A 14,859-nucleotide genomic window follows, 5' to 3' on the forward strand; every position below is an offset into this window, starting at 1 on the left:
CGCGCGGGGCGGGACCTCCACAAAAGCCTTACATGCTGCGGAATGTCAGCCGATCTGGGTCCCGGTCGCCGACAGTGCCTCCGTCACCGGCTGGAAGAACGTCTCCCCGCCCGAGGTGCAGTCGCCGCTGCCGCCGGAGGTCAGGCCGACCGCGCTGCTGCCCGAGAAGAGCGAGCCGCCGCTGTCGCCGGGCTCGGCGCAGACGTCGGTCTGGATCAGGCCGTTGACGATGTCGCCGTTGCCGTAGTTCACGGTGGCGTCCAGACCGGTGACCGTGCCGGAGTGGACCTGGGTGGTGGAGCCGCTGCGGGTGACCTTCATGCCCACGGTGGCCTCGGCGGCGCCGGTGATGGCCTGCGTGGAGCCGTTGTAGAGGTTCACCTCGCTCGGGTGGGCGACGTCGGCGGTGTACTTGACCAGGCCGTAGTCGTCACCGGGGAAGCTGGAGGACTCGTTGGTGCCGATCCGGGTGCCCGAGGAGTCCGACCAGGTCGAGATGGACTCCGTGCAGTGCCCCGCGGTCAGGAAGTACGGCTCGCCGCCCTTGACCACGTTGAAGCCGAGCGAGCAGCGGCCACCGCCGCCGGTGATGGCGTCGCCGCCGGCCACGAAGGGTTTGAACTCCCCCTTGGTGCGCCGCAGTTCGGCCTTCTTACCGAGCCCCTCGACCACCTCGGTGAGCTGGGCCCACTCGGCGTCGGAGACGGTGCGGTCGGCGGTGACGACGACCTTGTTGGTGCGCGGGTCGCTCACCCAGGCGGTACCGGGCACGGCCGCGTCGTCCGCGAGGGTCGCCCGGGCGCTCTTCAGCTCGGCGAGGGAGTTCTGGACGAGTCTGGCGCGGGCCCCGGCCGCCTCGGCGACCCGGGCGGCGCTCTCGTCGAGCACGTTCACGACGAGGCTGCGGCTCTTCGCGTCGTAGTAGGTACCCGCCGCGTCGGCGCCGAGATCCGCGCCGAGGGTCGAGGCGAGCTGTCCGGCGGCGAGCGCCGAGAGCGTGGTGGGCCGTGAAGTCCCGGCGGGCTCACTGGCGTTTGCGGTCTGGAAGGTGACTCCCGCGGCGACGAGCGCGGCTATGCCCGCGGCCGTCACGGCGGCCCGTCGCCGGGGTATGCGTCGATGCTTCAACTCGCGTCCTCCTGTGGGGGATCGGCCGGTCGGTCAAAGAAACCGAACGGGCCGGAAGGATGGTTGACGGGCAGCCACTCTTCCCAACTGCACAGGGAGCACACAAGGTCGCCCCGAGGAAGCGCACAGGGTGACCACCGCGCGCCCTCCGCACCTTCACCCCCCTTCACCACCGGGGAGATCCGGTGTCACCCCCGAAGGCGCCCGTGGCCGCGGGCAAGGGTGAGCCCCCGCACGCCGGTTGCGTGCGAGGGCTCACCCGATGGCCGGCCGGGCCGGATGCTCAGGGATCAGAAGACGCTGACGCCGTAGCGGCTCAGGGCCTCGGTCACGGGCTGGAAGAAGGTCGTGCCGCCCGTGGTGCAGTTGCCGCTGCCGCCCGAGGTCAGACCGAGCGCGACACCGCCGGAGGTGTAGAGGGCGCCGCCGGAGTCACCGCCCTCGGCGCAGACGTTGGTCTGGATCATCTGGTAGACCACGTCGCCGCCGCCGTAGTTGACCGTGGCGTTCAGGGCGGTCACCCGGCCGGTGTGGATACCGGTCGTGGAGCCGTCCCGGATGACCGACTGGCCGACGCTGGCGTTGCCGGCGCTGACGATGTCGGTGTTGCCCGCGGTGCCCGACTTGGCGACCGAGGAGTTGGTGTAGCGGACCAGCGCGTAGTCGTTGGTCGGGAAGCTGTAGCCGCTGTTGGTGCCCAGCACGGTGCTCTGACCGGAGTTGGAGTACCAGGTCGAGGCCACCTCGGCGCAGTGTCCCGCGGTCAGGAAGTAGTAGGTGCTTCCGCTGACCACGTTGAAGCCGAGCGAACAGCGGTAGCCGCCGCCGTAGATGGCGTCGCCGCCGGCGATCAGCTTGTTGAACTTGCCCGGGGTGTGCTTGATCGTGAGCGCGTCGGCGTCGCCGCCCACCTGCTCCTTGATCCGGGCGATCTCGGCGTCGGAGACCGTGCTGTCGACGGTCACCAGAAGCCGGTTGGTCTTGGCGTCGACGGCCCAGGCGGTGCCCGGGATGTCGGCCTGGAGCACCGCGTCGCCCGCGCTCTTGAGCTGGGCGGTGCTGAAGGTGGGGGAGTCCGCCGCGTTCGCGTGGGGGATGGCGAAGGCGGCCGCGGCCACGAGGCCGGTGGTGACGGCGATCAGCCGGCTCCGTCTCGTGATGCCACTGGTGGGGGTGGTGCGCTTGATCCTCACGTGTCGTTCCCTCCCAGGGGAATTCGGGGGCCCGCGTGGGGTCGGGGCCCGTGAGGCGCAGCCAGGACCGCGGGTTCGCCCGGATTCCGGACATGCCGTGAACCTGACAAGCGCTGAGGGGGAGTATTCGGCCGAACGGCCGGTAGGCGCAAGGGCACCTTTCGGCCGCCGGCCTCGGGGACGAACCACATGAGTCGGGCATCCGCCCGTGCCGGGTCAGCGCAGGGTCAGCGCAGGGTGCGCTCCCCCGCCCCGATCTCCACCGGCAGCGTGTTCCCCGGCGGCGGGAAGGGGCAGATGAAGGCGTCGGAGAAGGCGCACGGCGGCAGGACGGCCCGGTTGAAGTCGACCGTCGTCCGGCCGTCCGCGTCCGGCGCCCCGGGGTACAGGAACCGGAACCGATGGCTGCTCACCCCGCTCCCGGCGTCGGCGAACACCGCCCACAGCGAACCGTCGCCCTGCACGGTGACCTGGAGCGTGTGCTCCCGCCCGTCGAGGGTGAAGGCCACCTCTCCGCCGAGCCCGAGCCCGCGCTCCCGCCCGTCGGCGTTCGGCACCCGGACGGTGCGGTCCTCGGCGTACGGGGTGAAGCGGGCCGACACCGACCAGCGGTCCTCGTGCGGGGTGGCCTCGATCCCGGCGAACCGGCGCCTGGCCTCGGCGTCCGGGTCGAAGTCGCGTACGCCCCAGACAGCTTCGCGCACCAGCACGACCAGCCGCCGCCCGCCGAGCGCGACCCGGGACGCCTCCGGCGCTCCGGTGTCGGCACCGAGCCGTACGGTCCCGGCGAACGGCTTTCCGTCCACGCTCAGCCCGTCGCCCTCGGCCGCGGTGAGCACCACTTCCTCCCCTTCGGCCACCCAGGTCCCGGGGATGTCCGGAAGTCGCCCCTCCGGATGGTCTTCCAGCCACCAGGTACCGGCGAGCGCCAGCGGCCCGTAGGGCGCCGCGACCGCGGCGGTACGGTCCTCGTGCCACCGCCGCCAGGAGGCTGCCGCGTCCGTCGTCATAGAAGTGAGTCCTTTCTCGGAGTGCGCGGCCCGGCGTTCGTCCGGGTCAGGCCGAGGTGCTCGCGCAGGGTGCTGCCCGGGTAGAAGGTGCGGAACAGTCCGCGGTGCTGGAGCAGCGCGACCGTGCCGTTGACCAGGCGTTCCAGATCGCGGTGGGGTTCGACGGGGGTGAGGTGGAAGCCGTCGGCGGTGCCCTCCTGGTGCCAGGAGGCGATCAGTTCGGCGAGGTCGACGGGGCCGCCGCGGTAGAGCGGACCCCGTGGCGTGGGCCGGGGGCCGCCCCCGCCGTGGCCCGGTTCGGCGGCGTGCTCGCCGGCCCCGAGGTCGACGAGCAGGCTGACCAGGACCCGCAGCCCGCCCGGATCCCGGCCGAACTCCGCTGCCTCGGACCACAGTTGCTCGCGCACGGCACGGGCCTGCGCGGGACTCGTCACCCGCACCAGTGCCACGTCGGCATGGCGGGCGGCGGCCCGGCGTACGGCCTCCTCGGTGGCGTCGACGACCAGCACCGGCCGCTCCCCGGGCGGAGAGGATCCCGCCTCCCGCTCGCCGCCCTCGGCGGCGAGGTCGATCCGGCGCCCCGCGCGTCCCCGGCTGATCCAGTCCAGCGTGGTGATCGCCGCCCGCGCGCGGTCCGGGTCGGCGGCGGCGACGGTGGGCACCAGGCCGACCCGGTGGGTGGCGGGCGCCACCCGGGCGAGAACGGCCGTCGCGTCGGGTCCGGGCCGGGCGAAGGTGTCGTCCAGCGTCACGAAGTCCAGCCCGCCGCGCTCGGCGAGCCGCGTCAGTTCCACGTACGGCTCGGCGTCGTACGCGCCGGGCAGGTCGACGGCGGCGGCCAGGTGCAGCAGGCCCCGGCCGGGTGCGGACGCCATCTCAGAGGACCTTGGAGAGGAACGCCCGGGTGCGGTCCTCGCGCGGCCGGTCCAGGACCTCGCCCGGCGGGCCCTGTTCGACGATCCGGCCGTCGTCCATGAAGACCACCGTGTCGGCGACCTCGCGGGCGAACCCGATCTCGTGCGTGACGACGATCATCGTGGTGCCCTGCCCGGCCAGGTCCCTGATGACGTCGAGGACCTCGCCCACCAGTTCGGGGTCGAGCGCGGAGGTCGGCTCGTCGAAGAGCAGCAGCTTCGGCTCCAGGGCGAGCGCCCGCGCGATGGCGACCCGCTGCTGCTGACCGCCGGACAGATGGCGGGGGTAGGCGTCGGCCTTGTCGGCGAGCCCCACCCGGTCCAGCAGCCGGCGCGCGCTCTCGACCACCACCCGGCGGGGCCGCTTGAGCGCGGACACCGGCGCCTCGACGACGTTGTCGAGGACCGTGAGATGCGGGAACAGATGGAAGTTCTGGAAGACGAACCCGATCCGGGTGCGCTGCCGCAGCACCTCGCGCTCGGACAGTTCGTGGAGCTTGTCCCCCACTCTGCGGTAGCCGATCAGCGCGCCGTCGACGCTGATCGCGCCCCGGTCCACCTTCTCCAGATGGTTGATGGTGCGCAGCAGGGTGGACTTGCCGGAGCCGGAAGGACCGAGGACGACGGTGACCTCGCCGGCGCGCACCGACAGGTCGATGCCCTTGAGCACCTCCAGCGAGCCGAAGCTCTTGTGCACGGACCTGATGTCGACCATGACGCTCATCGCGGGGATTCCTTCTGCTGGTGGGGGGTTCGCCTCACGCGTCGCGTCACACGCGTCACACGCGTCTCGCTCATCACGCTCATCACGCTCATCACGCGACGGCTTCGGTGCCGAGGTCCCGCAGGAACACCAGGACGGCCCGTGCGGTGGCGTCGTTCTGCCGGAAGGCGGGCCCGCCGGTGCGGGGCCGGGTGAAGGCGCCCGGGGTGCGGGCGTCGGTGTGCGGGCCGAGCGCGAAGCGGCGGGGGTGCGGCCGGCCGTCCCGGTCGAGGATCCGGCCGTCGGTCCGGTCCACCCGGAGCAGACCGTCCGGCGTCTCCCCGGCGCCCTCGGCGTGCAGTTCGCGCAGCAGCGGGTCGAGGGCGCGCCGCAGGGTGGGTTCGGGCAGCCGGGCCTCGACGAGCGCCCGCGCCTCGACGGAGAAGCCGGGCACGGTCGGGCTCGACGCCCGGAACACCCCGTCCTCGGCCCGTACGGTCATGTCGGCGCCGACGAACCGCAGCACGCCGGCCCGGGAGAGCGCGAGCAACTGCCGCAGCCGGGGTCCCGGCGGCCCGGAGGCGAGGTAGCTGAAGAACCCGTGCCATCCGGACCCGATGCCGTCGAGCCGCACCAACTGCCCGTAGACGGACAGCAGTCCGAGGAAGACGCCCAGGTCGGCACTGTGCTCGGGGTCGTGGCGACGGTCGAGGTCGTTCTCGACGTAGGCGCGCAGCGCGTCCTGGAACTCCTCGTGGGAGGTGTGGCGCACGCCGTCCAGCGGGCGGTCGAGGGCGGCGAGGTCGAGCCGGTCGCGCGGGTCGGGCACGGCGGCGGCGACCAGGGCCTCCCGCTCGGCCGCCCCGGCCCCGGCGGCGTACTTCTCCTCGAAGTCCGTCCAGGCCATCGCGGTCCGCTCGGGGTGGGCGGTGAACAGCCGGTGGTAGTGGGCGAAGCCCAACTCCTTCTCCACCAGCGGCCAGACGTCCCGCCGGAAGTCGTAGCCGCCGGGCCGGGCCAGCAGCGCGTCGATCTCGGCGGGCCCCAGGAACCTCGGCAGCGGCGGCCGCTCCCCCGTCCAGTCGTAACCGATCTTCGAGTGGTACGGCACTCCGCGCCGCGATCCGACGTACAGCACCGGCTCCTGACCGGAGGGCACATAGGTGTCGCCCTCGTGGCGGCCGCCGCGGCCCTCGGTGAGCAGCACCATCAGGTCGACGAAGGCGAGGCCGAAGCCGCGCACCAGGACGGGTTCGCCGGGCCGCAGCGCGGACAGATCGCTGTCGGCGGTGAAGTCGGGCGGCAGATGGGTGAGCCCGTGCGCATCGGCGTAGGCCGCCAACTCCTGCTGCTCGTCGTCGAGTTCGGCGTCGAGATGGCCGAGGGTGAGGACGACGAGGTCGGCGAGGAGCGGCCGGGGCTCGCCCTCCAGCCAGACCCGCTGGCGGCCCAGGCGCGGCCCGCTCACCCGCAGCGCGCGGCGCGGATGGTGATGGACGGTGATCTGCGGGGGCAGCGCGGCGACGGCCCGCTCGTGGACCCATTGCAGATAGGCGCCCTGGAGCTGCCGGTCGGCGAAGAGGCGTCCGTCGACACCGGCCCATTGGTGGAGCGTGGGCCCGGGGCGCACCGGCCCGTCCATGGTCACCGTCTCGTCGGTGAACATGGTGACGTCCTCGGCGTGCGAGTTCATCCACAGCAGCGGGGACTGCGCGGCCCGCCAGATGCGTCCGGCGCCCGGCGGGTGCGGGTCCACGAGATGGATGTCGAGGCCCTCACCCGCGTACAGTTCGGGCGCTCCGGCGGCGATCCGCTCGATGAGACCGGTCCCCCGCGGACCGGCCCCGACGATCACCAGGGACTGCCTCATCGCGCGGTCCCCGTCCCGCGCGCGTAGTGCCGCTCCACGTAGTACTGGCCGACGCTGAGCACCGAGGTGACGAGGGTGTACCAGACGGTGGCCACCATCAGCAGCGGGATGACCTGGTAGGTGCGGTGGTAGACGAGCTGCACGGAGAACAGCAGGTCCTGGACGGCGATGACGCTGACGATGGAGGTGCCCTTGAGGGTGCCGATCAGCATGTTCCCGGCCGGCGGCACGATGGCGCGCATGGCCTGCGGCAGCACGATCCGCCACCAGCGGCGCCACCGGCTCAGCCCGAGCGCCTGCGCGGCCTCGATCTGTCCGCGGTCGACGGAGAGGATGCCGCCGCGCACCACCTCGGCGGCGTAGGCGGCCTCGTGCAGGGTGAGTCCGATGATCGCGACGACGATCGGTGTGAACAGGTCGACGGTGCGCACGCCGAACACCTGCGGGTACAGCGCCCCGATGTTGAACCAGAGCAGGAGCTGCACCAGGATCGGGATGGACCGGAAGAGCCAGACGTATCCCCAGGCGACGCTTCTGAGCACCGGGTTGGCGGAGAGCCGGGCGGCGGCGAGCAGGGTGCCCAGCGCGAATCCGAGCGCCATCACCACCGCCGTCAGCCACAGGGTGAGCCACAGTCCGCGCAGCACCGCGTCGGAGGTGAAGTAGTCGGCGACGACGTCCCAGCGGAACGCCTCGTTGCGCAGTACCGAGTTGACGGCGAGCGCGAGGAGGACGAGGACGGCGACGGCGGCCGCCCACTGGCCGAACCGGCGTCGGGGGACGATCGGCAGGGTGTCCGTGTCGCGTGGCAGATCCGGTGCCGCGGGTGCTTTGGCGAGGGTGTCGGAAGACATGTGAAGGCTCCGTGATGCGTCAGGTCGAACACGGGTCGGTGCCTTCACACACCGGGCGCACCAGGCGCCGGAGCGCCGCGCGGCGCAGTTACGGCCGAGCCCCTCAGCAGGGCCGTACAGCGAGAGTACGGTGGCGTTTCCCGTCGCTGTCAAGGCTGTCCACACTGTGAGCCGTACATCTCAACTCGGTTGACGGGCAACCGGGGACCTGTTCCACTTGGCCCATGCATCCGCAGCAGTGGCTGGTCACGCGCTCCCACATCGACTTCGGTCGAGTGTGGTCCTCCTCCTGTTGAGCTGACCCCCTGCGCGCCTCGTTCCGTTGACCGGACGGGCGCCTTTCGCGTTCTCCCCCCGCCTTCACACGCGCACCCCTCCCCTCGCGCACACCCCTTCTTCTGCCTTGCTGTTGCTCACTCTGCCGCCAGGAGACCGCACCTCATGCGTATGCCTTCGCGTGCCCGTTCTCGCGTTTTCACCCCCTTTGCCCTGATCACCTCGGTGACCCTGCTGCTCACCGCCTGCGGCTCCGGCTCGTCCGGCGACGACAAGGAGCAGACGGCGGCGAAGCCGGACGCGATCCCCACCCAGGACGTCGTCTCGGCGATCCGCAAGGACCCGGCGGCGGCCGCCCTGTTGCCGTCCGGGGTGACCGAGGTGACCGTCGGCATCAGCATCGGCAGCACCCCGCCCGGCACCGGCTTCCTGGAGGACGGCAAGACGCTCGCCGGCCAGGACGTCGACTTCACCGAGGCCGTGGCGAACGTGCTCGGCATCGAGGTCAAGACGCAGCAGGCCAGCTTCGAGGCGATCCTGCCCGCGCTGGACAGCGGCAAGTACGACCTCGGCGTCAGCAACTTCGGCGTCACCACCGAGCGTCTGAAGACGATCGACTTCGTCACCTACATCAACGACGGCCAGGGCTTCGCCACCCGCGCGGACAGCAAGCTCGGCGAGGTGACCGACCTCAAGCAGCTCTGCGGTCTGAACATCGCCACCGGCGCCGGCACCACCTTCGAGGCCACGCTGGAGGAGAACAAGCACGTCTGCGCCGACGCCGGGAAGAAGGCGTACGGGGTGCAGACCTACAGCGAGCAGGGGGCCATCTGGTCCTCGCTCCAGCAGGGCCGCAGCGATGTCGTGATGTCCACCATCAACGGCCTGCGCTACGCGGTGGACCACCAGGAGGGCGTGAAGTTCCTCAACGAGTTCCACCGTCTGGACGTCGGCTTCGCCTTCAAGAAGGGCACGAAGCTGGCCCCGGCCTTCCAGGCCGCGGTCAACAAGCTGATCGAGGACGGCAGTTACGCCAAGATCCTCAAGAAGTGGGGGACGACGGACTCGGCGCTGACGAAGTCGGAAATCTCCCCGCCGGAGATCGGCACCTCCTGACCGCGTCCGTGGCCGTGCGCCGGCGGTCGGGTCAGCGCACGGCCACGGGCCGCCGCCCGGGGTCGTCGCCGACGACGCCGATCACCCGGGTCATCAGGGCGCCCAGCACCTCCCGTACGGAGTCGGCGCTGCGGGCGTCGCACTCCAGCACGGGCACCTCCGCGCCCAGCCCCAGCGCCGAGCGGACCTCGTCCGGGCCGGTCCGCTCGGCGCCGTCGAACCGGTTGACGGCAAGGACGTACGGCGCCCCGCGCGCCTCGACGTAGTCGACGGCCCAGGAGCACTCCTCGATCCGGCGCGGGTCCGCGAGGACCACCGTGCCGAGGGCGCCGTCCACCAGGTCGTCCCAGAGGAACCGGAACCGGGACTGCCCGGGCGTGCCGAACAGATAGAGGGTGATGGCCGGGCCGAAGGTGATGCGCCCGAAGTCGAGGGCGACGGTGGTCGTCGCCCGCTGCCCCCCGGCGTCCGACGGCCCGATGTCCACCGGCACCTGGGTGAGCGGGGCCTCCGTGCCGAGCGGCTCGATCTCGGAGACGGCCCCGACGAAGGCCGACTTGCCCACCCCGAGCCCCCCGCTCACCACGATCTTCAGGGCGACGGGCACGGTGTCGTCCGCACACCCGGACATGGCCCCGCTCCTTTCGCACTGCTACGCGCCGAGACGGCACCGCGCCGGGCCTCGGCGGCCGCGCGGTGTTCGTCTCCTCGAACAGGAGATACGGCCGCGGGCCGCCGATTGCTCACCCGGTCAGCACGAGCAGTCGCAGCAGCAGCCGTCGCAGCAGTCGCACCCGTCACAGCAGTTGCCGCACTCGCAGCAGTTGCCGTCGCAGTTGCAGCAGTCGCCGCACCAGCCGTCGCGCTTCCGCCGCGACCAGGGACCCTCGTACTGGTCGGCGCAGCACACCTGGCAGGTGCAGAAGAGCCCGAGGGCGACGGCGCATCCGGCGAGCAGGCCGCGCTTGTCCCGGTGCGGCGGCTCGCCCCCGAAGGGGTTGCCGGGCATGCCGGGACCCCCCGGCTGCTGCGGGGCGTAGGGGCCGGTCGGGGGTCCGAAGGCGCCGTCGGGGCCGTGCGCGTGGCCGCACGACCGGGTGCCGAAGGCCCGGTCCACGGACCGCTCCAGCTCGTGCGCGAGCAGCAGATGTGCCAGGCGGCGGTCGGTGAACTCGACGTCCTTGAGCGCCAGCCGGATGCCGTGCAGGGCGTCGTCGGCGAGCCGCCGGGCCTCGGTGAGCGGGGTCCCGGTCGCGGTCAGCGGGTTCCAGGCGCCGGCGGCCGCGTCCGCCTCCCGGTCCTCGACGGCGTCCAGCAGATGGGCCAGCCGTCCGAAGAGCCGCCCCGCCTCGGCGAGCGGAACGGCGTTGCCGGGACGGCCCGCCAGGACGGCGGTGTGCGCGAACGCGGCGGCGGTGGCGGTCTCGGTGGGCTCGGTGACGGTCAGCAGCGAAGTGCCGGGCCCGGCCAGCGACTCGATGCCGATCTGCCGGTCCACGGCGTCGACGAGGACGGCGGTGTCGAAGCCCACGGCGGCCCCGCTGCGCTCCCCCGCCCTGCCCCAGCTCGCGGCCACCCGGCGGGCGGCGACGGCGACCGGACGGCGCCTCAGCAGCCCGTCCCCGTCGGCGACGTGGTCGCGGACCTTGGCGGAGGCCAGCACCAGCGAGACGGCGGCCGCGAGCCGGGCGCCCTCGCCCTGGGCCACGGAGGCGGTGCGCATCCCGCGCAACGGGCACGGTCCCGCCGTACGCCGCAGCCCGCCGGCCGTGGTCCGCTCGGTCTGAGCTTCCGTCAGCACCGAGATGAGCAGGCCGTCGTAGTTGGTGACGATCCGCGCGAACTGGCCGTGATCCCCGCGCAGCGCGAGACAGAGGCCGCACAGATGGGCCATCCACTGGGCCTTGAGACCCTCTCCGAGCCGGTGGGTACAGGGCCTGACGATTCCGAACACGACGATCCCCCGGGGTTCTACGATGGAAATGCGGGTAACCGCAAGCTGCTGTCACGTGCGCATGGCTGCCGCATCGTATCGACCGATCATCACCCCGGAACCGCCCGTCCTGTTCACCCGTACGCCCCGACCTTCACCCGTACGCCATGAAGAGTCATATTTCACTCTCAGTCAGCAGCCGTGCACGGTAGGACCCTTGGGGGACGCGGGCTCTCGACGTACGAGCCGTGCACCAGTACCGTCACAAACCCCCCGCGCGGCGTCTATCCACTTGGCGCGACATCCGCATCATGGACGACCATGGGGATGCGGAAAGCAGAAAAGACCGCTGTGAGAGGAGGCGTCCATGGGATCGGTGCGCAAGGCGAGTGCCTGGCTTGGCCTCGTCGACGACAACGATGACGAGCGTTACTACGACGACGACTACTCCGAGGGGACCGACTCCGGAGACGCGTGGGTGACCGACCCCCGTGTCAAGGTCGCCTCGGACACGGCCGAGGAGAAGGGCCGCCGGATCGGCACGGTGACCCCGGACAGCTTCCGGGACGCGCGGGCGATCGGTGAACTGTTCCGCGAGGGCGTGCCGGTCATCATGAACCTCACGGCCATGGAGGCCGCCGACGCCAAGCGCGTCGTCGACTTCGCGGCCGGGCTGATCTTCGGACTGCGCGGTTCGATCGAGCGGGTCTCGACCCGGGTGTTCCTGCTGACCCCGTCCAACACGGAGATCGTCAGCGGCGATCCGGCGGCCCGCCGCTCGGACGGCTTCTTCAACCAGAGCTGAGGCAGGGCCGCTCGCCGGCCCTGCCCCGCTCCGGGGTGAGCGCGGGTCAGCGGAAGGCGTCGAGCCCGGTGAGCGCCTTGCCCAGCACGAGCTGGTGCATCTCGACGGTGCCCTCGTAGGTGAGCACGGACTCCAGGTTGGTCGCGTGCCGCATGACCGGATACTCCAGCGAGATCCCGTTCGCCCCCAGGATCGTCCGCGCCGTACGGCAGATCTCGATGGCCTCCCGTACGTTGTTGAGCTTGCCGAAGCTGACCTGCTCGGGACGCAGGCGGCCGGCGTCCATGCGCCGCCCCAGATGGTGGGCGAGCAGAATCCCCTTGTGCAGTTCGACCGCCATGTCCGCCAGCTTGGCCTGGGTGAGCTGGAACCCTCCGATGGGCCGCCCGAACTGCTCGCGCGTCTTCGCGTAGTCGACGGCGGTCTCGAAACAGGCGCGCGCGGCCCCCATGGCGCCCCAGACGATCCCGTAGCGGGCGTGGTTCAGACAGCCGAGCGGGCCCTTGAGCCCGACGACCTCGGGCAGCACGGCGTCGGCGGGCAGCCGTACGCCGTCCAGCACCAGTTCGCTGGTCACGCTGGCCCGCAGCGACCACTTGTGTTTGATCTCGGGCGCCGAGAAGCCGGGGCTGTCGGTGGGGACGACGAATCCCCGGACGCCCGCCTCGGTCTGTGCCCACACCACGGCGACACCGGCCACCGAGCCGTTGGTGATCCACATCTTGCGGCCGTCGAGCACCCAGTCCGAGCCGTCCCGCTTGGCGAAGGTGCGCATCCCGGCGGGGTCGGAGCCGTGGTCGGGCTCGGTCAGCCCGAAGCATCCGATGACCTCACCGGCGGCCATCGACGGCAGCCACCGCCGCTTCTGCTCCTCGCTGCCGAACCGGTGGATCGCGTACATGGCGAGCGAGCCCTGCACGGAGACCAGCGAACGGATCCCGGAGTCGGCGGCCTCCAGCTCCAGACACGCGAGCCCGTACTGCACGGCACTCGCCCCGGCGCACCCGTATCCGCTCAGCGACATCCCGAGCGCCCCGATCCCGCCGAGTTCCCGGGCCAGCTCCCGGATGCCCGGCAGCTCCCCCTTCTCGTACCAGTCGGCGACGTACGGCAGCACACGGTCGGCCGCCCAGCTCCGCACGGTGTCACGGACCGCGAGATCCTCCGGCTCCAGCAGATCGTCGATGCCGAGCGGATCGACGGGGTCGAACGGCGACTTCGGGGACGCGGACATACGACAGCCTCCGGCGAAAACGAAAACTAGCACCGCTAGTCACGATGCCCGCCCGACGTTACGACGCGTCCCCTTGGACGTCCAGTGCGCCACGGCCGGTGAGCCGCGCGGGAGGCGGGGGCATCACGCCGAGACGCGGGACTCCACGACCTCCCGGGGTGCGGGCAGGCCGACCTCTCGTTCCGTTTCCGGCTCGGTCTTCGCCGTGGGGGGCTCGCAGACCATCACGCGGGGCAGCCGCAGGGCCATCACCGCGCCAAGCAGCAGCAGTCCCGCGCTCACCAGCAGCGTGACGTGCAGGCCGTGCACGAAGCACTCCCGGGCCGCCCGGCGCAGGGCCGCCCCGGCCGGGCCGCCGAGCTGTGCGGCGACCTCGTACGCCTCCCCCAGCGAGTGCCCCGCCGAGGCCGACGCCGACGCCGGCACCCCGGGCACGGAGCTGAGTCCGGGCGCGTACGCCGCGTTCATGACGCTTCCGAGCAGGGCGATCCCGATCCCGGCCCCGAGCTGGTACGAGGTCTCGCCGATCGCCGCCGCGCCGCCCGCCTGCTCCGGCGGGGCCTCGCTCAGCATCGACTCGTAGGCCGCGAAGAGCGTGGTCTCCAGGCCGAACCCGAGCAGCACGAAGCCGAGCAGCAGCAGGGTGGCGTTGTCCGCCTGGCCCATCGCGGTCAGCGTCAGCACCGCGAGGGCCGTGAGACAGAAACCGCCGCTCACCATCCGCCGGGGCCCGAAGCGGCGCAGCAGCTTGGCGCCGGCCAGGCCCGCGGCCATCGCCGCGAAGGTCAGCGGCAGCAGCCGCAGTCCGGTCTCCAGCGGCGAGAGGCCCAGCACGAGCTGGAGGTACTGCGCGGCGATCAGTTCGAGCCCGACCAGCGCCAGCATGGCGAGCACGATGCAGCACACCGAGGTGCTGAACGCGGGCCGCGCGAACATCCGCAGGTCCACCAGGGGGTACGTCCGCCGCCGCTGACGGCGCACGAACAGCACCAGCAGCGCCGCGCCGACCGCCAGCGGCACCGCGGTGAAGACGTCCAGCTCACCGCCGCCCAGCCGCTTGACGCCGAGGACGACGGCGAACAGGCCGGCCGCCGCCATCAGCGCGCCGATCACGTCCCAGGGGCCGCCCACGGACCCGCGCGACTCCGGCAGGAGCAGCCGCCCCACCGGCAGGCTGACCAGCATCAGCGGGATGTTGACCAGGAAGACCGAACCCCACCAGAAGTGTTCGAGGAGGAAGCCGCCGAGCAGCGGTCCGACCGCCGCGCCGACCGCGGCGACCGCGCTCCAGATGCCGATGGCCAGCGCGCGTTCCCGCCGGTCGGGGAAGACGTGCCGCAGGATCGACAGCGTGGCCGGCATGATCATCGCACCGCCGACGCCGAGCAGCCCCCGCGCGACGATCAGCACCTGCGCGTTGGGCGCGAAGGCCGCGAGCGCGGAGGCGACACCGAACAGGGCGTAGCCGAGCAGCAGGACTCTTCGGCGGCCGACGCGGTCGCCGAGCGTGCCGAAGAGGATCAGCAGGGCGGCGCAGACGAGTGGATAGGTGTCGACGATCCAGAGCAGCTCGATGGCGCCGGGTCGCAGGTCCTCGGTGACGGCGGGCACCGCGACATGCAGCACGGTCGCGTCGACGGCGACCAGGAGCAGGCTGACGCAGAGCACCACGAGCACGACCCAGCGGTTGGCACCGGCCCCGGCCGCCCGACGGCGCAGCCCAGCGGCGGCCGTGGTCGTCCCGGACATGTACGTACCTCCCAGGTGTCCCTCGGTCCGGCGGGCTCACGAGGTGGGGACTCCCCGCGGCTCGGCCGGAGAGG

Annotated in this window: 13 protein-coding genes; 2 read left to right on the plus strand and 11 right to left on the minus strand. The window is 72.0% G+C overall.

What is annotated here, in order from left to right; translation table 11 throughout:
* Positions 1–45: 45 nt before the first annotated feature.
* The 7 genes from AFM16_RS09060 to AFM16_RS09090 all read right to left on the minus strand — a co-directional run bounded on the left by AFM16_RS09060 (position 46) and on the right by AFM16_RS09090 (position 7,672).
* Entirely contained in the window at positions 46–1,128 is a 1,083-nt protein-coding gene (locus tag AFM16_RS09060) for a S1 family peptidase (protein WP_078632993.1), read from the minus strand.
* 290 nt (positions 1,129–1,418) lie between these two features.
* Positions 1,419–2,321, minus strand: a complete 903-nt coding sequence (locus AFM16_RS09065; RefSeq protein ID WP_078632994.1) for a S1 family peptidase — start codon at positions 2,319–2,321, stop codon at positions 1,419–1,421.
* 227 nt (positions 2,322–2,548) lie between these two features.
* Positions 2,549–3,331, minus strand: a complete 783-nt coding sequence (locus AFM16_RS09070) for a DUF1684 domain-containing protein (protein WP_078632995.1) — start codon at positions 3,329–3,331, stop codon at positions 2,549–2,551.
* A complete protein-coding gene (locus AFM16_RS09075; RefSeq protein ID WP_078632996.1) occupies positions 3,328–4,206 on the minus strand; it encodes an LLM class flavin-dependent oxidoreductase in 879 nt (292 codons plus the stop codon). Before AFM16_RS09075 ends, AFM16_RS09070 begins: the two co-directional genes overlap by 4 nt.
* Before the next feature lies 1 nt (position 4,207).
* Positions 4,208–4,969 (minus strand): amino acid ABC transporter ATP-binding protein, encoded by a 762-nt coding sequence (locus AFM16_RS09080; protein ID WP_030796348.1) that lies wholly within the window; start codon positions 4,967–4,969, stop codon positions 4,208–4,210.
* A gap of 91 nt (positions 4,970–5,060) precedes the next feature.
* On the minus strand, positions 5,061–6,818 hold the full coding sequence (locus tag AFM16_RS09085; protein WP_078632997.1) for an FAD/NAD(P)-binding protein: 1,758 nt from the start codon (positions 6,816–6,818) through the stop codon (positions 5,061–5,063).
* Complete coding sequence (locus AFM16_RS09090) at positions 6,815–7,672, minus strand: amino acid ABC transporter permease (protein WP_030796352.1); 858 nt, start codon at positions 7,670–7,672, stop codon at positions 6,815–6,817. The genes AFM16_RS09085 and AFM16_RS09090 overlap by 4 nt, the downstream gene beginning before the upstream one ends.
* A gap of 441 nt (positions 7,673–8,113) precedes the next feature.
* On the opposite strand from AFM16_RS09090, the gene AFM16_RS09095 reads away from it, so the two are divergent.
* Positions 8,114–9,064: an ABC transporter substrate-binding protein gene (locus AFM16_RS09095; protein ID WP_030796354.1), complete on the plus strand. Its 951-nt coding sequence runs from the start codon at positions 8,114–8,116 to the stop codon at positions 9,062–9,064.
* Positions 9,065–9,095: 31 nt separating this feature from the next.
* On the opposite strand, the gene AFM16_RS09100 is transcribed toward AFM16_RS09095, so the two are convergent.
* Together AFM16_RS09100 and AFM16_RS09105 are read right to left on the minus strand one after the other, a co-directional pair.
* On the minus strand, positions 9,096–9,695 hold the full coding sequence (locus AFM16_RS09100) for a GTP-binding protein (RefSeq protein ID WP_078632998.1): 600 nt from the start codon (positions 9,693–9,695) through the stop codon (positions 9,096–9,098).
* Between the two features lie 120 nt (positions 9,696–9,815).
* On the minus strand, positions 9,816–11,018 hold the full coding sequence (locus tag AFM16_RS09105; protein WP_078632999.1) for a DUF5685 family protein: 1,203 nt from the start codon (positions 11,016–11,018) through the stop codon (positions 9,816–9,818).
* Positions 11,019–11,364: 346 nt separating this feature from the next.
* Here AFM16_RS09105 and AFM16_RS09110 point away from each other — a divergent pair, with 346 nt between their 5' ends.
* Positions 11,365–11,802 carry a cell division protein SepF gene (locus AFM16_RS09110; protein ID WP_030796367.1) on the plus strand — a complete coding sequence of 146 codons (438 nt, stop codon included), beginning with the start codon at positions 11,365–11,367 and terminating at the stop codon, positions 11,800–11,802.
* Between the two features lie 46 nt (positions 11,803–11,848).
* Here AFM16_RS09110 and AFM16_RS09115 read toward each other — a convergent pair whose 3' ends face one another.
* Positions 11,849–13,036: an acyl-CoA dehydrogenase family protein gene (locus AFM16_RS09115; RefSeq protein WP_078633000.1), complete on the minus strand. Its 1,188-nt coding sequence runs from the start codon at positions 13,034–13,036 to the stop codon at positions 11,849–11,851.
* A 123-nt stretch (positions 13,037–13,159) separates the two neighbouring features.
* Complete coding sequence (locus AFM16_RS09120) at positions 13,160–14,785, minus strand: MFS transporter (protein WP_030796373.1); 1,626 nt, start codon at positions 14,783–14,785, stop codon at positions 13,160–13,162.
* Between the last annotated feature and the right edge of the window lie 74 nt (positions 14,786–14,859).

This window comes from Streptomyces antibioticus, from assembly GCF_002019855.1.
Taxonomy (GTDB): Bacteria; Actinomycetota; Actinomycetes; order Streptomycetales; family Streptomycetaceae; genus Streptomyces; species Streptomyces antibioticus_B.